The 19252-nt window shown below is 72.6% G+C and carries 17 protein-coding genes; 8 read left to right on the plus strand and 9 right to left on the minus strand.

Annotation, left to right across the window (positions count from 1 at the left end; genetic code table 11):
* Window positions 1-17: 17 nt before the first annotated feature.
* The 4 genes from ACFY29_RS17365 to ACFY29_RS17380 all read right to left on the minus strand — a co-directional run bounded on the left by ACFY29_RS17365 (window position 18) and on the right by ACFY29_RS17380 (window position 4183).
* Complete coding sequence (locus tag ACFY29_RS17365) at window positions 18-1406, minus strand: chitinase (protein WP_386987249.1); 1389 nt, start codon at window positions 1404-1406, stop codon at window positions 18-20.
* A gap of 147 nt (window positions 1407-1553) precedes the next feature.
* On the minus strand, window positions 1554-2963 hold the full coding sequence (locus ACFY29_RS17370) for a carbohydrate-binding protein (RefSeq protein WP_386987252.1): 1410 nt from the start codon (window positions 2961-2963) through the stop codon (window positions 1554-1556).
* Between the two features lie 71 nt (window positions 2964-3034).
* On the minus strand, window positions 3035-3790 hold the full coding sequence (locus tag ACFY29_RS17375; protein WP_386987255.1) for a YidC/Oxa1 family membrane protein insertase: 756 nt from the start codon (window positions 3788-3790) through the stop codon (window positions 3035-3037).
* Between the two features lie 99 nt (window positions 3791-3889).
* Window positions 3890-4183 carry a hypothetical protein gene (locus ACFY29_RS17380; protein ID WP_386987258.1) on the minus strand — a complete coding sequence of 98 codons (294 nt, stop codon included), beginning with the start codon at window positions 4181-4183 and terminating at the stop codon, window positions 3890-3892.
* 212 nt (window positions 4184-4395) lie between these two features.
* On the opposite strand from ACFY29_RS17380, the gene ACFY29_RS17385 reads away from it, so the two are divergent.
* The 3 genes from ACFY29_RS17385 to ACFY29_RS17395 all read left to right on the plus strand — a co-directional run bounded on the left by ACFY29_RS17385 (window position 4396) and on the right by ACFY29_RS17395 (window position 7988).
* Complete coding sequence (locus ACFY29_RS17385; RefSeq protein ID WP_386987261.1) at window positions 4396-5532, plus strand: glutamate--cysteine ligase; 1137 nt, start codon at window positions 4396-4398, stop codon at window positions 5530-5532.
* 23 nt (window positions 5533-5555) lie between these two features.
* Window positions 5556-6935, plus strand: coding sequence for an FAD-dependent oxidoreductase (locus ACFY29_RS17390; RefSeq protein ID WP_386987264.1), 1380 nt, complete (start codon window positions 5556-5558; stop codon window positions 6933-6935).
* 72 nt (window positions 6936-7007) lie between these two features.
* Window positions 7008-7988, plus strand: coding sequence for a LacI family DNA-binding transcriptional regulator (locus tag ACFY29_RS17395; RefSeq protein ID WP_355608725.1), 981 nt, complete (start codon window positions 7008-7010; stop codon window positions 7986-7988).
* A gap of 102 nt (window positions 7989-8090) precedes the next feature.
* Here the strand turns inward: ACFY29_RS17395 and ACFY29_RS17400 are convergent, their stop codons facing one another.
* Together ACFY29_RS17400 and ACFY29_RS17405 are read right to left on the minus strand one after the other, a co-directional pair.
* Window positions 8091-9038: a carbohydrate kinase gene (locus ACFY29_RS17400; protein ID WP_386987266.1), complete on the minus strand. Its 948-nt coding sequence runs from the start codon at window positions 9036-9038 to the stop codon at window positions 8091-8093.
* Window positions 9035-10300 carry an AGE family epimerase/isomerase gene (locus ACFY29_RS17405; RefSeq protein WP_386987269.1) on the minus strand — a complete coding sequence of 422 codons (1266 nt, stop codon included), beginning with the start codon at window positions 10298-10300 and terminating at the stop codon, window positions 9035-9037. The genes ACFY29_RS17400 and ACFY29_RS17405 overlap by 4 nt, the downstream gene beginning before the upstream one ends.
* 275 nt (window positions 10301-10575) lie before the next feature.
* On the opposite strand from ACFY29_RS17405, the gene ACFY29_RS17410 reads away from it, so the two are divergent.
* A complete protein-coding gene (locus ACFY29_RS17410; protein ID WP_386987272.1) occupies window positions 10576-11442 on the plus strand; it encodes an aminoglycoside phosphotransferase family protein in 867 nt (288 codons plus the stop codon).
* 121 nt (window positions 11443-11563) lie between these two features.
* Here the strand turns inward: ACFY29_RS17410 and ACFY29_RS17415 are convergent, their stop codons facing one another.
* A complete protein-coding gene (locus ACFY29_RS17415; protein ID WP_386987274.1) occupies window positions 11564-12373 on the minus strand; it encodes an Fpg/Nei family DNA glycosylase in 810 nt (269 codons plus the stop codon).
* Between the two features lie 180 nt (window positions 12374-12553).
* Between ACFY29_RS17415 and ACFY29_RS17420 the strand changes: the two genes are divergently transcribed.
* The 4 genes from ACFY29_RS17420 to rocD all read left to right on the plus strand — a co-directional run bounded on the left by ACFY29_RS17420 (window position 12554) and on the right by rocD (window position 17699).
* A complete protein-coding gene (locus ACFY29_RS17420) occupies window positions 12554-14479 on the plus strand; it encodes a ricin-type beta-trefoil lectin domain protein (RefSeq protein ID WP_386987277.1) in 1926 nt (641 codons plus the stop codon).
* A gap of 110 nt (window positions 14480-14589) precedes the next feature.
* Window positions 14590-15318 carry a DMT family transporter gene (locus tag ACFY29_RS17425; RefSeq protein ID WP_328419944.1) on the plus strand — a complete coding sequence of 243 codons (729 nt, stop codon included), beginning with the start codon at window positions 14590-14592 and terminating at the stop codon, window positions 15316-15318.
* A gap of 351 nt (window positions 15319-15669) precedes the next feature.
* Window positions 15670-16485 (plus strand): dimethylargininase, encoded by an 816-nt coding sequence (gene ddaH / locus ACFY29_RS17430; protein ID WP_386988462.1) that lies wholly within the window; start codon window positions 15670-15672, stop codon window positions 16483-16485.
* Between the two features lie 11 nt (window positions 16486-16496).
* Window positions 16497-17699 carry an ornithine--oxo-acid transaminase gene (rocD, locus tag ACFY29_RS17435; protein ID WP_386988466.1) on the plus strand — a complete coding sequence of 401 codons (1203 nt, stop codon included), beginning with the start codon at window positions 16497-16499 and terminating at the stop codon, window positions 17697-17699.
* Between the two features lie 56 nt (window positions 17700-17755).
* Here the strand turns inward: rocD and ACFY29_RS17440 are convergent, their stop codons facing one another.
* Window positions 17756-18910, minus strand: a complete 1155-nt coding sequence (locus ACFY29_RS17440; RefSeq protein WP_328419946.1) for an FHA domain-containing protein — start codon at window positions 18908-18910, stop codon at window positions 17756-17758.
* On the minus strand, window positions 18907-19200 hold the full coding sequence (locus ACFY29_RS17445; protein WP_355608580.1) for a 4a-hydroxytetrahydrobiopterin dehydratase: 294 nt from the start codon (window positions 19198-19200) through the stop codon (window positions 18907-18909). The genes ACFY29_RS17440 and ACFY29_RS17445 overlap by 4 nt, the downstream gene beginning before the upstream one ends.
* Between the last annotated feature and the right edge of the window lie 52 nt (window positions 19201-19252).

Here is a 19252-nt window from a genome sequence, read left to right on the forward strand (position 1 = left end):
GGATGGACGCCGACCGGTCAGGGCAGGGTGTCCAGGTGCGGCGCCACCGCGCGGGCGAAGCCGTTGCCGTTGCTGACGTCCCAGTTCACCGACCAGGTCATCGCGCCACGGATGCCGGGGTAGGTGCGCGGCGGCCGGAAGCTGCCGCAGTTGGTGCCCCGGGCCAAACAGTCCAGCGCGGCGTTGACCACGCTGGGCGCGACGATGCCGCCACCGGCCGCGCCCGGTCCGGCGGGCAGGCCGAGGCCGACCTGGTCGGGGCGAAGTCCGGCCTCCAGTTGGATGCAGGCCAGCGCGACGATGAAGTTCACCGTGCCCTGGGCGTACGCGGCGTTCTGGTCGCAGCCGAGCATCGCCCCGGAGTTGTAGTACTGGGTGTTGACCACGGTGAGGATGTCCTTGATGTCCAGGGCCAGCTTGAAGTAGCCGCCGGGCGGGGACTGCATGTCGATGGTCTGCGGCGCCATCGCGATGATCAGGCCCGCGCCGACCTTGGCCCGCAGTGCGCGCAGCGCCTGTGCCATGTACGTCGGGTTGAGCCCGTTCTCCAGGTCGATGTCGATCCCGTCGAAGCCGTAGCGGGCGATCAGCGCGGCGGCCGTGTCGGCGAACACGGTGGCCGAGGCGGCGTCGTTGACCGTGACCCGGCCGGCCTCGCCACCGACCGAGAGGATCACCCGCTTGCCCCGGTCGTGCAGGGTGCGCACGTCCGCGGTGAAGTCGGCGTCGGTGTAGCCGCCGAGCGCGGCGGACAGCCCGGGATCGATGCCGAAGGTGAGTGCGCCCGGCGTCGCGGTGGCCTCGGCGAAGGCGACCGCCACCAGGTCGTAGTCAGCGGGGACGTCGCGCAGCCGCAGCTCCACGGCGGGGTTGTCGAAGTTGTGCCAGTAGCCGGTGAGCAGGTGCTTCGGCAGCCCACCGGTGGGCGGTGGGTTCGTCGGGGGCGGCGTGGTCGGTGGCGGGGTGGTCGGCGGTGGCGTGGTCGGTGGCGGGGTGGTGGGCGGGGTGCCTCCACCGCAGGGTGCGCCGTTGAGCTGGCAGCCGCTCGGCGAGCCGGAGCCGCTGGCCAGGAAGCCGAAGGAGACCGAGGCACCAGGGGCGATGCTGCCGTTCCAGGACCGGTTGGTGAAGGTGTGCCGCTGGCCGGCGGAGCTGAGCAGCGCGTCCCAGTAGCTGCCGAGGGTGGTGCCGGCCGGCAGGTCGAAGGCGAGGCTCCAACCGTTGATGGTCGAGCCGCCGCCGTTGGTGATGGTGTACTTCCCCTCCCAGCCGGAGCCCCAGTCGGCCGTTTTGACGAAGCCGGCGGTGGCCCCGGCGGCGAACGCGGGCAGCGCGACCCAGGCCGCGCCGAGCGTCGCGACGAGCGCGGTGACCAGGGACAGGACAAGGGATCTGGCAGGTTTCATGCGACCCTCCACGCCCGGGCAGGCATCCATGGACGTCAACGTTGGCGCTAATTATTAAGACAGTTAACTGTTTCTGTCCAGGGGTTGACGCGGATGATCGGGCCTCCCGCCGTGCGGCGACACGACGGGAGACCCGAAAGGCCCGCCTCAGCGGCGGAAGGTGAACCAGTTGACGTTGACGAAGTCGTTCGGTTGGCCGCTGGTGAAGGTGAGGTAGACGGTGTGCCGGCTGGTCACCGCGCCGACGTTTCCGGGCACCGAGCGCCAGCTCTGCCAGCCGCCGGTGTTGCCGATCGCGAAGCTGCCGATGGGCGCCGCCGTCGGGCTGTCCAGCCGCACCTCGACCAGGCCACTGACCCCGCCACCCGCGCCGGATGCCACCCGCGCCACGAAGTCCCGCGCCGGCGTGGAGCCGAACTCGACGTTGTCGTAGCGCACCCAGTCGCCGTTACGCAGCGCGCCGATGTTCTGCCCGCCCTCGGCGCACGCCTCGACGAACACTCCGTTCTGCCCGTTGAACGACTCGGCCTCGATTTGCCCGTACGCGTCCCTCGTCCCGCCGGGCGGTGGAGTGGTGGGCGGCGGGGTGGTCCCGCCGCCACGGCGGTACACCGCCACGTAGTCGACCAGCATCGGCCGACCCGGGACGGTCGCCGCGGTGGGCGTGCCGCTGCCGGCCACCCCGTTCGGGAACGCCCCGCCCATCGCCACGTTGAGCAGCAGGAAATAGCCCGCGTGCGAGGTCATCTGCGACCAGGCCGGTTCACCGACCCGACTCTGGGTGACGGTGTGGTAGAGCTGCCCGTCGACGTACCAGCGCAGTTGCTGGGGGCTGATCGAGGCGTCCCACTCGAACCGGTAGGTGTGGAACGCGGACTGGCAGCTGGCGCCCGGGCAGGCCCGGGACGCGCCGATGCCGTTGAACTCGTCGCACGGCCCGCCGGGGGCGACGCCGCAGTGCAGCACGCCCCAGACCGAGTTGATGCCGTTGACGTTCTCCATCACGTCGAACTCGCCGATGCCCGGCCAGTTCTGGTAGTTGCCTCGGTAGGGCGCGCCGAGCGCCCAGAACGCAGGCCAGTAGCCGGCCGCCGCGGCACCGGTGACGTTCGGCATCTGGATCCGGCCCTCAATGGCCAGCACGCCGCCGGCCGGGGCCTTGAAGTCGCTGCGCACGGTTTCGATCCGGGCGGAGGTCCAACCGCCCCCACCGTCGCGCAGCGGCGTGATCCGCAGGTTGCCGCCGCCGTCGTGGCTGACGTTGGCGGTGCTGGCGGTGTAGTTCTGGATCTCGCCGGTGCCCCAGTTGGCCGGGCCGCCGGGGTAGTTGTGCCCGGTGTCGATGATCCAGTTGGCGGCCGACGGCAGGGTGCCGGCCGCGCCGGTGAAGTCGTCGCTCCAGACCGTGCTCCAGCCGGCGGCGGGGGGCGGAACGGCGGCCTGCGCGGTCACGGTGATGCCGGCCAGGACGGTGGTGGTGGCGACGAGCAGGACGGACGCCAGCCGCAGGCGGCGTCGGACGGGCGGGGCGGCGGTGGCCGCCGGAGGAGGTGGCATGGACGTGCCTCTCTGCGGGGACGGGCCGAGAGAGCGCTCTCTCAGAGTTGTACGTCCCACCGTGACAGTTGTCAACGTCGATCTATGTCGACGCTCGCCGGAGCCGCCTGCGGGCGCCGGAGCACCGCCTGCTCCAGTGCCGACCAGGCGGTCGTGGTCACCAGGTAGATCACCGCCGCGAGCGGCAGCACCAGCGCCACCAGCACTGTCGTGAACGGCAGCAGGGGCAGCAACCGGGCGAGCGTGGCGGCACCCGGCCCCTCGGTGGGCGTACCGGCCACCGTGCCGACCGCCGCCGACGCCCGGCGGGCCCGCCGGGACGACCACCAGGCCAACAGCAGCAGCACGGCCAACAGGATGGCGAAGAGCGGACCGGCCGCGCCGGCAAGTCCGTCGCCGAGATGATGGCCCAGCGGCACCCCGGCCAACCGCTCCTCCAGCAGCCCGGTGCCGCCCTCGGTGCTGCTGAACAACCGGTACAGGACCAGCAGGAACGGTGCCTGGAGCAGCAATGGCAGGCAGCCGGCGATCGGGTTGGCGCCGGCCGAGCGGTACAGGGCGAACACCTCGCCCTGGAGCTTCGCCGGGTCGTCGGCGTACCGCCGCTGCAGGTCGCGCACCTGCGGGGCGAGCGCCGCGCGGCGCCGCTCGCCGCGGACCTGCGCGACGGTGAGCGGCGAGATGAGCAACCGGACGGCGATGGTGAACAGCACGATGGCGGCGGCGGTCGCCATGCCACCGGCCAGCGGTTCGAGCAGATCGGTGAGCCAGGAAAGCGCGGTGCCGGCGGCGCCGACCGCGCCGTGCAGTGGTGCGAAGGCGAGCATGGGAAACCCCTCGGGTCCGATTCCGGTGGGGTCCTCCCGGCGGCGTTAGCCCGGCGGAAGGACCGGTGACGGCGGGATCGGCCGCGCGGCGGCGTGGCGCTACGCGGCCGAGGGGTGACCGGGTGCGTGGGGGCGGGGCCGACCGGCGGCGTCGGGGTCGACCTGTCGGGGCACCTGGCGACCACGGGAGCGGGCGCGCAGCCCGACCCGGCGTCGCCCGGTGCCCGGTGGGCTCATGCGGCCCAGCACCCGCGCCGCGAGCAGCGCGGCCAGCAGTGCCAGGGTGGTCAACGCGGCACCGGCGAGCAGGTCAGTCGGGCGGTCCGCAAGCAGGGTGACCTGGGCGAACGCGGACATCCACGCGACCCAGACGAACCCCAGCGGCACCGGCACGGGATCAGCCTAGGACCCGGTGTCACGTCGGCGGGCCGGATCGCGGGCCCGGTGTGCGGCCGAGGCGCGTACCCGAATCCAGCGGCCGGCCGACACGCCAGGTGCGACGTGCGACGCGCCGCCACCACGTTTCCCGGCATCGCCACTGTGGGTAACCAAACGACCGACCGACGCGGACGGACCGCGACCGGCAGGAACGGACGGTGGTGTCGATGACCGGCCAGTTGGCGGAGATGCCGCACGAGACGACCGCGGGGACCGAACTGCTGACCGTGGGTGTCGAGGAGGAGTTCCTGCTCGTCGACCCGCACACCGGGGCCGCGGTGCCCGCCGTCGACCTCGTCCTGGAGCAGGTGCCGGCAGAGCTGCGCGGGCAGGTGGAGCGGGAGTTCCAGACCAGCCAGATCGAGATCGGCAGCCCGCCCGGCCTGGAACTCTCGTCGATCCGGCACTCCCTCGGCGTGCTGCGCCAGGCGCTCGCCGACGCCGCCGAGCGGGCCGGCGTACGGCTGCTGGCCATCGGCACCGGCCCGGTGGACGGCCCGGTGCCGCCGGTGGTGGACAAGCCCCGCTTCGACCGCATGATCGAACGGTTCCGGTTGCTCGTCCCCGGCCCCGGCAACAACGGCATGCACGTACACGTCGGCATCCCCGACCCGGAGACCGGCGTGCAGGTGCTCAACCACGTCCGCCCCTGGCTGCCGATGCTGCACGCGGTGACCACCAACTCCCCGTTCGCCCGGGGCGAGGACACCGGCTACGCCAGCTGGCGCTCGGTGGAGTGGGAGCGCTGGCCGTCGGTGGCGCCGACGCCGTGGCTGGAGTCGCACGAGCACTACCAGCGGCTGATCCGCCAGTTGATCTCCAGCGGGTTGATGCTCGACGAGGGGATGCTCTACTGGTACGCGCGACTGTCGGCGAAGTACCCGACCGTCGAGCTGCGGATCGGCGACGTCTGCCCGTCCGTCGACGACGCGGTGCTGGTCGCCGCGCTGGTCCGGGCCCTGGTGGCCACCGCCATGGCGGACGTCGAGGCCGACCGGCCGGCGCTGCAGACCGACCACCACCTGCTGGTCGGCGCGCACTGGCGGGCGGCCCACGACGGCCTGGAGGGCGAGGGCGTCGACGTCACCACCGGCGAGCTGCGCCCCGCCTGGGAGCTGCTGGACCAGTTCGTGGAACGGATGCGACCCGCGCTGGAGCAGCACGACGACTGGGCCGAGGTGACCGACCTGCTGGGCGGGCTGCGCCGGCACGGCAGCGGCGCGGCGCGGCAGCGCGCGGTTTTCGCCCGCGCCGGGCGGCTCACCGACGTCGTGCAGGACGTGGCGCGACAGACCCGCGGCTGATCACCGCGTGACAGGATGGTTCCGTGGCGCAAAGACTGATCGTCATCGGTGGGGACGCCGCCGGAATGTCGGCGGCGTCTCAGGCCCGACGCCGCCGTGGCCGCGAGGACCTGGAGATCGTGGTCTTCGAGCGGGGGCACTTCACGTCCTACTCGGCATGCGGCATTCCGTACTGGATCAGTGGCCTGGTGCCCGACCCTGAGCAGCTGATCGCCCGGGACCCGCAGACGTTCCGCACCGAGTTCGCCATCGACGTGCGGATACGCCACGAGGTGGTCGCCATCGACCTGGAGCGCCGCGAGGTGGTCGCCCGGGACCTGGAGCAGGGCGACGAGGTCCGCGAGCGCTTCGACGAACTGCTGTACGCCGCCGGCGCGGTGCCGGTGAAGCCGCCGTGGGCGGAGACGGACGTGGCCGGCGTGTTCGGCATGCAGACCCTCGACGACGGAGCGGAGCTGCGCGACTGGCTGGACGGCGAGCCGCAGCCGCACCGGGCGGTGGTGATCGGCGGCGGGTACATCGGCGTCGAGATGGCCGAGGCGCTGATCCAGCGCGGCCTCTCCGTCACCCTGGTCGAGCGGGGCGACCAGCCCATGTCGACGGTGGACGGCGACATGGCCGAGCTGGTCGCCGACGCGATGCGCGGCCTGGGCGTCACGATCCGCACCGGCCTGTCCGTGAACGGCCTGGAGCAGCGGGACGGCCGGGTGTCCGCGGTGGTCACCGCCGAGGGGTCGATCCCGACCGACGTCGTGGTCCTGGGTCTGGGCGTACGCCCCAACACCGCGCTCGCCGAGGCGGCCGGGCTGCCGATGGGGCCGACCGGCGGGATCCGGGTGGATCGCAGGATGCGGGTGGTCGGGCTGCCCGGGGTCTGGGCGGCCGGCGACTGCGTGGAGACACTGCACCGGGTCAGCGGGATGCAGGTGCACGTGCCGCTGGGCACGCACGCCAACAAGCAGGGCCGGGTGGCCGGGATCAACATCGGCGGCGGGTACGCCACCTTCATGGGCGTGATCGGCACGGCGGTCACCAAGGTCTGCGATCTGGAGGTGGGCCGGACGGGGCTGCGCGAGCGGGACGCCACCGAGGCCGGCTTCGACTTCGTCTCGGTCATCGCCGAGTCGACCAACCGGGCCGGCTACTACCCCGGTGCCCGGCCGATGACCGTCAAGCTGATCGCCGAGCGACCCAGCGGGCGGCTGCTCGGCGCGCAGATCGTCGGCTGGTCCGAGGCGGCAAAACGGATCGACACACTGGCCGTGGCGCTGTGGAACGGCATGACGGTGGACGATATGACGGCGCTCGACCTGGGCTACGCTCCGCCGTACGCGCCGGTATGGGACCCGGTGCTGATCGCCGCCCGAAAAGCGGTCGACGTGCTGGCCGCCGCCAGCCGCTGACCCGCGTCCGCCGTGGAGGACCATCCCGTGACCCAGACCCCGATCCGACCGGCCGCGCGCCGCCGCCCGACGATGGTCGACGTGGCCCGACGCGCCGGGGTCAGCCTGAAGACGGTCTCTCGCGTGGTCAACGACGAGCCGGTGGGTCAGGAGTTGGTCGCCCGGGTGCTGGCCGCCATCACCGAGCTGGGGTTCCGGCGCAACGACATCGCCCGCAACCTCCGCTCCCGGCAGCTCAACGCCACCGTCGGTCTGCTCATCGAGGAGATCGCGAACCCGTTCTACGCCACCATCGCCAGCGTCGCCGCCGACATCGCGGCCGAGCACGGCACCATGCTGATCACCGCCTCCTCCGAGGAGGATCCGGAGCGGGAACGCGCCCTGCTCCAGGACTTCACCCAGCGCCGCGTCGACGGGCTGCTGGTGGTGCCGGCCGGCCTGGACCACTCGTTCCTGCGCCGCGAGGTCGAGCTGGGCATGCCGGTGGTCTTCCTGGACCGGCCGCCGCAGGGGCTGCTCGCGGACGCCGTACTGCTGGACAACCAGGGCGGCAGCCGGGCCGGGGTCGGCGCACTGCTCGACGAGGGGCACCGCCGGGTGGGTGTCCTGCTCGGCGCGCCGACCGTGCCCACCATTCGCGAGCGGCTGGCCGGCGTGCGGGCGGCGCTGGCCGCCGCCGGGATCGAGCCCGACGAGTCCTTGGTCCGCGACCGGCTCATCGCACCGGAGGAAGCCGGGCGGGCCGTCGCCGAACTGCTCGACCTGCCGGACCCGCCCACCGCCTTCTTCTGCGGCAACAACCGGCTCACCGTCGGTGCACTGCAGGAGTTGCACCGGCGAGGCAGCGACGCCGCACTGGCCGGTTTCGACGACTTCGAGCTGGCCCACCTGATGCCCCGGCCGCTGACCGTCGTCGGGTACGACACCCGGGAGCTGGCCCGGGTCGCCACCGAGCGGCTGTTCCAGCGGATCGCCGGCGACAACTCGCCACCGTCAACCACGGTGCTCCCCACCCGGCTGCTGCGCCGAGGCCTGCCCCCACCGACCGCCTGAGGCGCAGCCCCCTCTCCAGCGTCGATCATGGAGTTGTGGTGCCTCGCGTATGCCGCGAAGTGCGGTCAAACGCCCACCACAACTCCATGATCGACCCCACAGTCAGGCGCGGAGCAGGGAGTCGAGCTCGGCGCGGCGGGGCGGGTCCGCACCCCGGCGGCCGCAGGTGAGCGCGGCTACTGTTGCGGCTTGGCGGAGCACTGCGGCCCACTGCTCCGCGGTTACCGCGGCGAGCCGGTCGGCCGGCCGGCCACCGAGCGCGTCGAGGTCGGCCAGCGCGGCCAGCAGGCCGCCGGTGAACGCGTCGCCGGCGCCGACGGTGTCGACCACCGTGGTGGGCACCGCCGGCTCCTCGTGCATCGACCCGTCCGGGGCGAGCAGCCAGGCACCGTCCCCGCCCCGGGTCACCACTGCGCAGCACACCCCGGCCGCACGCCACCCAGCCATCACGTCGGACACCGTCCGGTCCGGGTAGAGCCAGGCCAGGTCCTCGTCGCTGGCCTTGACCAGGTGCGCGAGGCTCACCTGCCGTTCCACCCTCGCCTGCTCCGCCGCCCGGTCGGTGACGATGCCCGGACGCAGGTTGAGGTCGATCGAGACGGTGAGCCCGTCCCGGCGGCGTTCGCGGGCGAGCAGGTCCTCCAGCACCTGCGCGCCGGGCGCCAGTGCGAGCGCGAGCGACCCGGTGTGCAGGGCGGTCGCCGACGTCCCGGCCAGTTCGGGCAGCTCCTGGGGCGTCCACTGCCAGTCCGCCGTGCCGATCAACCGGAACTCGTAGCTGGCCTGCCCGGTGGCGTCCAGGGTGGCCAGCGCCACCGAGGTGGGCTGCTCGGCGCGGACCGCCCACCCCAGGTCCACCCGGTTGGCGGTCAGGTGTTCGGTGAGCTGCTTGCCGTACCCGTCGGCGCCGAGCCGGGCCAGCAGCCGCACCGGCTGGTCGAGTCGGGCCAGAGTGACCGCCACGTTCGCCGGCGAGCCGCCCGGCACCGCCCGCTCGCCCTCGGCGGAGACCACCAGGTCGATCAGGGCCTCGCCGGCCACCACGATCACGCGGGCACCTCGCCCGGGGCGAGCGGGCCGGGGCCGCCGAGCCCGTCGGCCGAGCGGGACAGCAGAACCGCCTGGTAGGCGTGGTAGACGTCCGGCCGGCCGTGCCAGACCGTGCTGGCGGGCCGGTTCTGCGGATCCAGCTCGTGCCGCCACCCGCTGTCGTCGATCAGGTAGCGGCGCGCGTATCCCCAGAACACCCGGTACCAGTCGGCGTAGACCGCGTCCCCGGTGCGCCGGTGCAGGGTGACCGCCGCCCCGATCGCCTCGGCCACCACCCAGTGCATCCGGGAGCGGACCACCGGCCGGTCGTCCCAGTCGATGGTGTAGACGAAGCCGTCGGCGCCGTCGACCGCCCAACCACGTCGCACGGCGGCGGCGAACAGGGCGCGGGCGTCGGTGAGCAGCCAACTCGGCGGCTGCGGCAGGACCGCCTCCAGCTCCAGCAGCAGCCGGGCCCACTCCAGCCAGTGCCCCATGGTGGAGCCGTACGGCCGGAACGGGTCGGCGGGCCGGTCCCGGTTGTAGTCGGGTAGCGGCGCCCAGTCGGCGGTGAAGTGCTCGGGCAGCCGCCAGTCGTGCCGGGCGCCCTCCCCGTGCACCAGGTGGGTGCCGATCCGCAGGGCCCGGTCGGTCCAGCTCGGATCGCCGGTGGCGGCGGCCGCGCCGAGGAACGACTCGACCATATGCATGCTGCTGTTCGCGCCCCGGTAGTCCTCGGTGACCGTCCAGTCCCGGTTCCAGGACTCGCGGACCGCTCCAGCGTCGTCGTCCCAGAACCGGTCCCGCACCACGGTCAGCGCGTCGGCGAGGAGCCGGTCCGCGCCGGGCCGTCCGGCGCGCGCCGCGCCGGACGCGGCGAGCAGCACGAACGCGTGGTCGTACCCGGCCTTGCGCTCGTTGGTCGGCGACCCCTGCTGGTCCACGGCGCTGAACCAGCCGCCGTACCGGTCGTCGCGCAGCAGTGTGCTGAGCGCGGCGACTCCGTGGTCGACCAGGGCGGCAGCGTCCGGGTCGCCGTTGCGGTAGGCGATGGCCGACACGTGGGTCATCCGGCAGGTGATCCAGGTGTGCAGCGGCTCGGTGGGGTCCGGAGTGCGGTCGTCGGTCAACCACCAGAAGCCGCCCTCGGGCCGGACCGCGCGGCGGACCGTGTCGAGCAGGGTGCGGGTCTGGTCGGCGAGGAACTCTTCGAGGTCGGGCAGTTCGGGCGCCCCGGCCGGGGCGAGGGTCAGTTCGGCGTCAGATCGGGGCACGTCGGTCATCTCAGCTGGTCACCGTCGGGTAGGAAAGGGACATACGGTCAGGATCGGCGGGCGGACCGGGTCCGCGCCGGAAAACCGCCAACGGGACGCCGCGAGCCGGCCGGCCGCGCTACGGGAAGGATCATGAGTACGATTCCTCCCATTTGCCCGTTGACATCGTTGTCTCGACTCCACCCTGCTCCGGCACCCGTCGGCTGTCAATTCCCTGCCGCATCACATCGGCACCGTGACGACCCGGGCCAGCCGCGCGGCCACGGATGCTCCACGATGGCCGGATGGAGCTGCCCGAGGGACTCGACTGGGTACGCGGATCACCCGCCGGCCGGGACTGGCTGGCCACGCTCCCCGGCCGGCTGGCGGAGTGCGCCGAACGGTGGTCGCTGCGACTCGGGCCACCCTTCCGGTACGCCTTCGCCTCGCTGGCGCTCCCCGCCGACCTGCCCGACGGCACGGCGGCCGTGCTGAAGCTCCAGTTCCCGGATGGGGAGAGCCGGCACGAGGCCGACGCGCTGGCTCGGTGGGACGGGGACGGGGCGATCCGGCTGCTCGACCACGACCCGCAGCGGCGGGCGCTGCTGGTGGAGCGCTGCCGACCCGGGACGGCACTGCACGAGTTGCCCATGGACCGGGCGCTGGACGTGGTGACCGGACTGCTGCGCCGGCTGTGGCGCCCGGCCGGCACGCCGTTCACCCCACTGGCCGAGGAGGCCGCCGGCTGGATCGACCGGATGCCCCAAGCCTGGGAACGGGCCGGCCGGCCGTACGAGCGGCGGCTGCTCGACGCCGCGCTCGCCCTGCTCGCCGGGCTGGCATCGAGCCAGGGCGAGCAGGTGCTGGTCAACCAGGACCTGCACGCCGGCAACGTGCTCGCCGCCGACCGGGAACCGTGGCTGGTGATCGACCCGAAGCCGCTGACCGGCGAGCGGGAGTTCTCGGTGGTGCCGATGGTGCGCGGCCGGGAGTTGGGCCACTCGCCGGCCGCCGTCCGGCACCGGCTGGACCGGCTCAGCGCCGAGTTGGGGCTGGACCGGGAGCGGGTCCGAGGCTGGACCATCGGGCACACGCTGGCCTGGAGCATCGACGGGGACGTGGTGCTTCCGCACCAGCTCGAGGTGGTCCGCTGGCTGCTTGACGAGCAGTGACCGCCCACCGCCCTGTCGAGCTGCCCCATATCTGGTTGTCGAGCCGCACCGCAGTTGTCGAGCCGCCCCATATCTGGGGCAGCTCGACAGGGCATCGAAGCAGCGTCCGGCACCGGGCCGATCAGGCGGCCTGGCAGGTGCGGCACCAGTAGAGGTTGCGGCCGGCCAGCTCGCCCCGACTCACCTCGCCCCCGCAGACGTGGCAGGGCTCGCCGGGGCGGCGGTAGACGTACACCTCGCCGCCGTGCCGGTCCACCCGGGGCGGCCGGCCCATCGCCGCCGGCAGGTGCGCGTCACGCACGGTGTCGATCCGGCCGTGCTCGACCGCGAGCCGCATCAGCCCGACCAGGTCGGCCCAGAGCGCGTCCCAACCGGCCCGGGTCAGCCGCCGCCCGGGCAGCGTCGGCGGCAGCCCGGCCCGGAACAGCGCCTCGGTCACGAAGATCAGCCCGGTGCCGGCCACCACGGACTGGTCCAGCAGCAGCGCGGTCAGCGGCGTCGGGCTTCGCGAGATCCGGGCGTACGCCCGCTCCGGGTCGGCATCGGTGCGCAGCGGATCCGGCCCGAGGCGGCCACGCAGTGCGGCCACCTCGGGCGGGGTGAGCAGCTCGCAGGCGGTCGGCCCGCGCAGGTCCAGCCAGTGCCGGTCGCTGGCCAGCCGCAGCCGAATTTGACCGACCGGCTCCGGCGGCTCCCCCGGCCCGTCGGTGAACTTTCCGTACAGCCCGAGGTGCACGTGCAGGGTCAGCTCGCCGGCGTAGTGGTGCAGCAGGTGCTTGCCGTACGCCTCGGTGCCGTCCAGCACCGTGCCGGAGAGCAGGGCGGCGCCCTCGGTGAAACGGCCCTGCGGGCTGGCGGCGTGCAGCTTGTCCCCGGCGAACAGCTCGGCGTGCCGAGCCGCCAGGCGATGAATCGTGTGTCCCTCTGGCACGGGTGCCAAGGATAGTCAGCAGCGACCTCAGAGGGCTGGGCCCCGGTCCACGCAGCCGGTGAGCAACTCCAAGGAATCCATTGACTTCTATTACTAAGGAATATTAACTGTAGGCAACGGATGCCGGACAGGTCGGGGCAATCCGTGACATCCATCCGCCGCGCGAGAGGAAGCCGTCAAATGGCCGCCATCCCCGTACCCCCGCCACCGGGCCAGCGCCGACGGTCCCGACGCCGAACGACCGCGGCGAGCATGCTCGCGCTCTGCACCGCCGCGGCCGTCGCCACGGTCGCCCTGCCCGCCCCGGCGTCCGCCGCCGGCGAGCCGGTGAGCATCTGGCTGACCACCACCTCGGACTCCGGTGGCCGCCAGGTCAGCCGGGGCCTCCAACCACAGGCACCGGTCACCTTCGCCGCCACCAGCGGCGGCGCGACGCACACCATCACGGTCGACGAGAACACCCGCTACCAGCAGTTCGAGGGCGGTGGCGCGTCGATCACCGACACCACTGCGTACCTGTTCCGAGGCGGTCCGATCAGCGCCGCCACCCGCGACGCCGTGATGAGCAAGCTCTTCTCCCCAACCGACGGCATCGGCCTCTCCTTCGTCCGCAACCCGATCGGCGCCTCAGACCTCTCCCGCCCCGGCAACGTCTCGCTCGACGACACCTGCTGCAACCTGAACGACTTCCACGCCAACGGCTACGACACCAACGTCCGGCTGCTCACCGCACAGGCCCGGTCGCTCAACCCGGCGCTGCGGGTGATGGGCGTGCCGTGGAGCGCCCCGGGCTGGATGAAGGACAACGGCCGGATGGACCAGATGGGCTGGCTCAAGTCCGAGTACTACCCGATGTACGCCCAGTACCTGGTCAAGTACGTGCAGATGTACCAGGCCGCCGGCGTACCGGTGAACTACCTCTCGGTGCAGAACGAGCCGAACTGCTGCCAGGCCGGCAACCCGACGGCGATGAACTACCCGGGCATGAGCTGGAACGGGTCCGGGCTGGTGGAGCTCACCAAGAACCACCTGTACCCGGCGCTGCGCGCCGCCGGCCTCACCACCAAGGTGCTCGTGCACGACTGGAACTACGGCGACTATCCGAACTTCGGCGCGGTGCTGCTGGCCGACGCCGCCGTCCGCAACGACCCGCTCTTCGGCGGCATCGCCTGGCACGGCTACTTCGGTGACCCGGCGGTCGGCACCCAGGTGCGCAACCAGTACCCGGCGGTACGCCAGTTCAGCACCGAACACTCCGGCGGCACCTGGATCAGCAACCAGCACAACGAGGACCTGGCCGACATCGTCAACTACGCCCGCAACTACAGCGGCAGCCTGGTCAAGTGGAGCCTCGCCCTCAACCAGTCGATGGGCCCGCACAACGGCGGATGTGACGTCTGCACCGGCCTGGTCACCGTGCAGGAGGGCGGCTCCCGGGCCGGCCAGGTCGACTACACGATCGAGTACTACACCACCGGGCACCTCACCAAGTTCGTCAAGCCCGGGGCGTACCGGATCGCCTCGACCGCCAACGGCTCGGTGCCGAACGTGGCGTACGTCAACCCGGACGGCTCCAAGGCGCTGATCGCCCACAACGGCGGCACCGGCACCCAGTCGGTCAAGGTGGCCTGGGGCGGGCAGTCCTTCACGTACTCGCTGCCGGCCCGGACCACGGCCACCTTCACCTGGTCGGGCAGTCAGTCCGGTGGGGGCGGCGGGGGCCGGACCGGCCCGATCGTCGGACTGGCCGGCAAGTGCCTCGACGTGGCCGCGGCCAGCAGCGCCGACGGCACGGCCGTCCAGCTGTACGACTGCAACGGCAGCGCCGCACAGCAGTGGACGCTCGGCACCGACGGCACCGTGCGGGCGCTGGGCAAGTGCCTGGACGTCCGGGACAACGCCACGACCGACGGCAGCCGGGTGCAGATCTGGACCTGCACCGCCGCCGCGAACCAGCGCTGGACCGCGACGGCGGCCCGCGACCTGGTCAGCGTCAGCGCGAACAAGTGTCTGGACGTGGTGGGCAACACCTCGGCCAACGCCACCCCCACCCAGGTCTGGAGTTGCACCGGTGGCGCCAACCAGAAATGGACGGTGCCGGCCTGACCGCCGGTGCGATCGGGTGTCGAAAATCGAGCTTCTGGGTACCTCCGGTGACATACCGCGTGGGTGCCACCCGTTCCGTCGGCCACCACGCATTCATCAGGAGGTGTGTTGTGGTCAGGATTCCTTCGCTGTCCCGCCGGTCCGAGCCGGCACCGACGCGGGACGAGAACCTCGACGGCCGCATTGACGGCCGCGACACCCCGGTCGACAGCGGCCGGGAAAGCTCGGCGGTCACCGGCGTGGGCCGGTCGGACGACAGCCCCGGCCGCCCGGTGGTCACCGACCGGGCCGCCGACCAGACGACGTACCGCAGCGCCACCGCGACCGACGACCAGGCCGGCGACGCCGGCGAGGCCGAGCGGCGGGCGACCGAACGGGCCGCGGTGGCCCGCGCCGCCACCGCCCGTCCGGTGGAGGGCGAGACCCGGCGGCCTGACCCGGAGGACCGGGTCGCGACCGACCGGCCGGTCTCCCCGGCACCGGAGCGGACCGAGCCGCCGGTGACGCGCGGCCCGAAGCCGCGCGCCAGCCTGCTCGCCACGTTCGGCCTCATCGTCGCCGTCGCCGGTGCGCTCTTCGTGCTGACCGGCGCCCTGGCCGGGTACGGCATCGGGCTCGGCGCCCTCGGCGCGGTGCTCTCGGTGCTCGGCCTGTCCGCCACCCGCCGCCGGCATGTCGCCGGCAAGACCGACGCGCTGTTCGGCGTGCTGATCGGGCTGGCCGCGGTGGTGCTCGGGGTGCTGGCGATGACCGGCCAGTTCGACTGGCCGACCACCGACGGCGACTGGGTGCAGCGGTTCCGCGAGTGGCTCGACTCACAGTTTGTCGATCGTTTCTAGCGGGCACTGTTCCGCTCGCCGGTGGTGCACCGGCAAAAGCCGGTGGTTCGCCGGCAGCCCGAACTCTCCGGTGGTTCATCGGCCGGGCGACACCCTTTCAGGGGCGGCGGTTCGCCGCCCCTGAAGTGTTTCCAGGGCCCGGTTCGCCGGGCCCCGAGGAGTTTCCACGGCCCCGCCGACCGCTCACGCAACGAATCGCAGCCGCCAACCGCTCAGACGCAACGAATGTTCGGTGTGCGCAACTCTCGGTGGTGGATCCTGCTGCTGGCGCCGCATAACGTTGAGCAACGGCGCCAGCCCGTGGGCCATGGTGGCCGGGCGCGCCCGACCCCTGGGAGCAGGACAATGACGATGGACGCCACCAGCCAGCGCCTGTTGATGTGCCGGCCGACGTACTTCGCCGTGGATTACGCGATCAACCCGTGGATGGACCCGAGTGCGCCGGTCGACGCCGCGCTGGCCGTCCAGCAGTGGGAGCGGCTGCGCCAGACGTACCTCGACCTGGGCCACACCGTCGAGGAGATCACTCCGGTGCAGGGCCTGCCCGACATGGTCTTCGCCGCCAACGGCGGCACCGTGATCGACGGCAAGGCGATGGCCGTGCAGTTCCGCGACCCGCAGCGCGCCGACGAGGCGCCGGCCTACCGGGCGTGGTTCGAGGCCGCCGGCTTCGAGATGTACGACCCGAAGCACGTCAACGAGGGCGAAGGCGACGTCCTGCTGGCCGGCGACTACCTGCTGGCCGGCACCGGGTTCCGCACCGCGCACGCCTCGCACGCCCAGTTGCAGGAGGTCTTCGGCTACCCGGTGATCACCATGCAGCTGGTCGACCCCCGCTTCTACCACCTGGACACGGCGCTGACCGTGCTCGACGAGCGGACCGTGGCGTACCTGCCCGAGGCGTTCTCGCCCGGCAGCCAGGCCGTGCTGCGTCGGCTCTTCCCCGACGCCGTGCACGCCACCATGGCCGACGCCGAGGTGCTGGGGCTGAACGCGGTCAGCGACGGGCGGCACGTGGTGCTGCCCGCGCAGGCCACCGACCTGGCCGCCAAGCTGCGCGACCGGGGCTACGAGACCATCGGTGTCGACCTGTCCGAGCTGCGTAAGGCCGGCGGCGGACCGAAGTGCTGCACGCTGCGACTCCGTCAGGGAAAGGCAAGCAAGTGATCGTGGACGACATGCTGCGGACGCCGGGCGCGGTCCGGGACGCCGAGCGCTGGACAGCGCACAACTACCACCCGCTGCCGGTGGTGATCTCGTCTGCGGAGGGTGCCTGGCTCACCGACGTGGACGGCCGGCGCTACCTGGACTGCCTGGCCGGCTACTCCGCCCTCAACTTCGGCCACCGGCATCCACAACTGATCGCCGCCGCACACGCGCAGCTGGACCGGTTGACGCTGACCAGCCGGGCGTTCATCCACGACCAGTTCGCCGACTTCTGCCGGGAGCTGGCCGAGCTGTGCGGCAAGGATCTGGTGCTGCCGATGAACACCGGCGCCGAGGCCGTGGAGACCGGGATCAAGGTGGCCCGCAAGTGGGGCTACCAGGTCAAGGGTGTGGCCGCCGGTCAGGCCAACATCGTGGTGGCCGAGGGCAACTTCCACGGCCGGACCACCACCATCGTGAGCTTCTCCACCGACGAGGACGCCCGCGCCGACTTCGGGCCGTACACCCCGGGCTTCACCGTGGTCCCGTACGGCGACCTGGACGCGCTGGCTGCCGCGATCGACGAGAACACCGTCGCCGTGCTGCTGGAGCCGATCCAGGGCGAGCAGGGCGTCGTGATGCCGCCGGAGGGCTACCTGCCAGGCGTACGCCAGGTCTGCACCGACCGCAACGTGCTCTTCATCGCGGACGAGATCCAGTCCGGCCTGGGCCGCACCGGCACCACCTTCGCCTGTGACCACGAGGGCGTCGTGCCGGACATGTACCTGCTGGGCAAGGCGCTCGGCGGCGGCATCGTGCCGGTTTCCGCCGTGGCCGCGAACGCCGACGTGCTCGGCGTGCTCAAGCCCGGCCAGCACGGCTCCACCTTCGGCGGCAACCCGCTGGCCTGCGCGGTGGCGATCGAGGTGGTCCGGCTGCTGGCAACCGGCGAGTTCCAGCGCCGCTCGGCCGAGCTGGGCGAACGGCTGCGGGCCGGCCTGGAGGGGCTGGTCGGCAAGGGCCTGGTCGGGGTGCGCGTCCGTGGTCTCTGGGCCGGTCTGGACATCGACCCGGCGCTGATGAGCGGACGGGAGGCGTGCGAGCGGCTCGCCCAGCGCGGTGTGCTCGCCAAGGACACCCACGGCTCCACCATCCGGCTCGCCCCGCCGCTGGTGATCACCGAGGAGGAGATCGACCTCGCGGTGGCTCAGCTCGCCGCCGTACTGGCCAGCTGAACCGGAACGTACTTCGGGCGGGCGTCGGGACCACGGTCCCGGCGCCCGCCCGCACGTCAGGCGCGGGGTAGGCGCATCGCCATGGTGGGGGCCTCGGCCATCACCGAGGTCGGGGTGAACGGGGCGCCGGCGGGCAGCTCCTCGGCGCGGCCGACCTGCACCCCGGGGTAGAGCTCCACCATGTCGCCCTCGCCCAGCACCCGGGACTGCTGCGGGGCCAGGGGGATCCGGTCGGACTCGGCCATCGAGCCGGCCGGCCGGATGCCGGAGCCGTTGGTGCTGACGTCGGTCACGATGACCTCGCCGACCCGCAGCTCGAAGCGGACGTGCCCACGACTGATCCACCGCCGGGCCTCGTCGTTGAGCCACTGCCCGAGCATGATCCCGCCGTCCTGCTCGGGGGCCCGACCGGCCACCACCGGCTGCTCCTCGGTCAGCACGAACCGCCGCCGGACCAGGCCGCCGACGCGGACCGCGAGCACCTCGGAGCGTGGCCGGGGGCCGGCGTCACCGAGCCGCACGCCGTGCCGGGGGCAGGTCGGTACGCCGTTGCGCAGCGCGGGCGGCGGCTGACCGGCCGGGCTGCGTTCCACCACCCGGGCCAGGTCGGCGAACGCGCCGCCTCCGCCACCACTGCCGAAGAGCGCGCAGCCCGGCTCGGGGCAGCGCCACTGGCGGGCCAGCAGCTTCGCCCCGGTCGGCGAACGCTTGCCGGCAACCGGCGTGTGCCCGCCACCGACGTGCGCGATGAACGCAGGTCCGCCGGCACCGGGCACCGGGGCGAGCACCCGTCCGGCCTGCTCGACCAGCCACGGGAACCGCCCGCGCAGCCCGTCGAAGCGGACCCGGCTGAGCACCGGAAGCCCGAGCAGATCGGCGACCTCCAACATCCGGTCGCCCGGGTTGTCGAGCACCTCGACGAGCCCGTCGTCGGCCCAGCGGCGGACCACCATCCGCTCGTTGGAGGTGAGGTCGGCATCGGAGAGCAGCGCCCGGTGCACCACGGCGTAGACCTGGACGCTGTCCTCCTCCAGCTCGCGGGAGAGCGCGTCGATGACCATGCCGAGCCGCAGCAGGCTGGCCGGCCGGCCGCCGTCGATGTCCTGGTAGCGGATCACCTCGGCCAGGTCGAGCACGGCCCGGGCCAGCGACGGGTCCGTGCAGACCCGGCCCTCGATGGCGTCCAGCACCTTGCTGATCTCAAACCTCATCGGGCGCTCCGAATGATCTCGTCGATCCGACGCGCCAGGTCGACGTCGCGGTGGGTGACCCCGCCGGCCGAGTGGGTGACGCAGCGGAAGGTCAGCGTGCGCCAGCGGATGTCGATGTCAGGGTGGTGGTCCAGCTCCTCGGCTGTCCCGGCCACCCGGTCGACCACCGCGATGGCCGCCGGGAAGCTGGTCAGCTCCACCGTGCGGCTGATCCCGGTGCCATCGCCCGACCAGCCCGTCAGCCCGCCCAGCTCGTCTCGCACCGCCTCCGCGGTGAGCAGGTCTGCCATGCGCCGACCCTACCGGGCACGGCGAGTGCCACCGACCAGCGGTGGCGGGGTG

The organism is Micromonospora sp. NPDC000668 (genome assembly GCF_042897975.1).
GTDB lineage: Bacteria > Actinomycetota > Actinomycetes > Mycobacteriales > Micromonosporaceae > Micromonospora.

What these genes read in the sequence shown, in the direction of transcription:
- ACFY29_RS17385 (WP_386987261.1), top strand. Translation starts at nt 4,396, where the DNA reads ATGACCGGCCAGTTGGCGGAGATGCCGCACGAGACGACCGCGGGGACC.
- ACFY29_RS17375 (WP_386987255.1), bottom strand. Translation starts at nt 3,790, where the DNA reads ATGCTCGCCTTCGCACCACTGCACGGCGCGGTCGGCGCCGCCGGCACC.
- ACFY29_RS17410 (WP_386987272.1), top strand. Translation starts at nt 10,576, where the DNA reads ATGGAGCTGCCCGAGGGACTCGACTGGGTACGCGGATCACCCGCCGGC.
- ACFY29_RS17365 (WP_386987249.1), bottom strand. Translation starts at nt 1,406, where the DNA reads ATGAAACCTGCCAGATCCCTTGTCCTGTCCCTGGTCACCGCGCTCGTC.
- ddaH (WP_386988462.1), top strand. Translation starts at nt 15,670, where the DNA reads ATGGACGCCACCAGCCAGCGCCTGTTGATGTGCCGGCCGACGTACTTC.
- ACFY29_RS17405 (WP_386987269.1), bottom strand. Translation starts at nt 10,300, where the DNA reads ATGACCGACGTGCCCCGATCTGACGCCGAACTGACCCTCGCCCCGGCC.
- ACFY29_RS17440 (WP_328419946.1), bottom strand. Translation starts at nt 18,910, where the DNA reads ATGAGGTTTGAGATCAGCAAGGTGCTGGACGCCATCGAGGGCCGGGTC.
- ACFY29_RS17395 (WP_355608725.1), top strand. Translation starts at nt 7,008, where the DNA reads ATGGTCGACGTGGCCCGACGCGCCGGGGTCAGCCTGAAGACGGTCTCT.
- ACFY29_RS17445 (WP_355608580.1), bottom strand. Translation starts at nt 19,200, where the DNA reads ATGGCAGACCTGCTCACCGCGGAGGCGGTGCGAGACGAGCTGGGCGGG.
- ACFY29_RS17420 (WP_386987277.1), top strand. Translation starts at nt 12,554, where the DNA reads ATGGCCGCCATCCCCGTACCCCCGCCACCGGGCCAGCGCCGACGGTCC.
- ACFY29_RS17370 (WP_386987252.1), bottom strand. Translation starts at nt 2,963, where the DNA reads ATGCCACCTCCTCCGGCGGCCACCGCCGCCCCGCCCGTCCGACGCCGC.
- rocD (WP_386988466.1), top strand. Translation starts at nt 16,497, where the DNA reads ATGCTGCGGACGCCGGGCGCGGTCCGGGACGCCGAGCGCTGGACAGCG.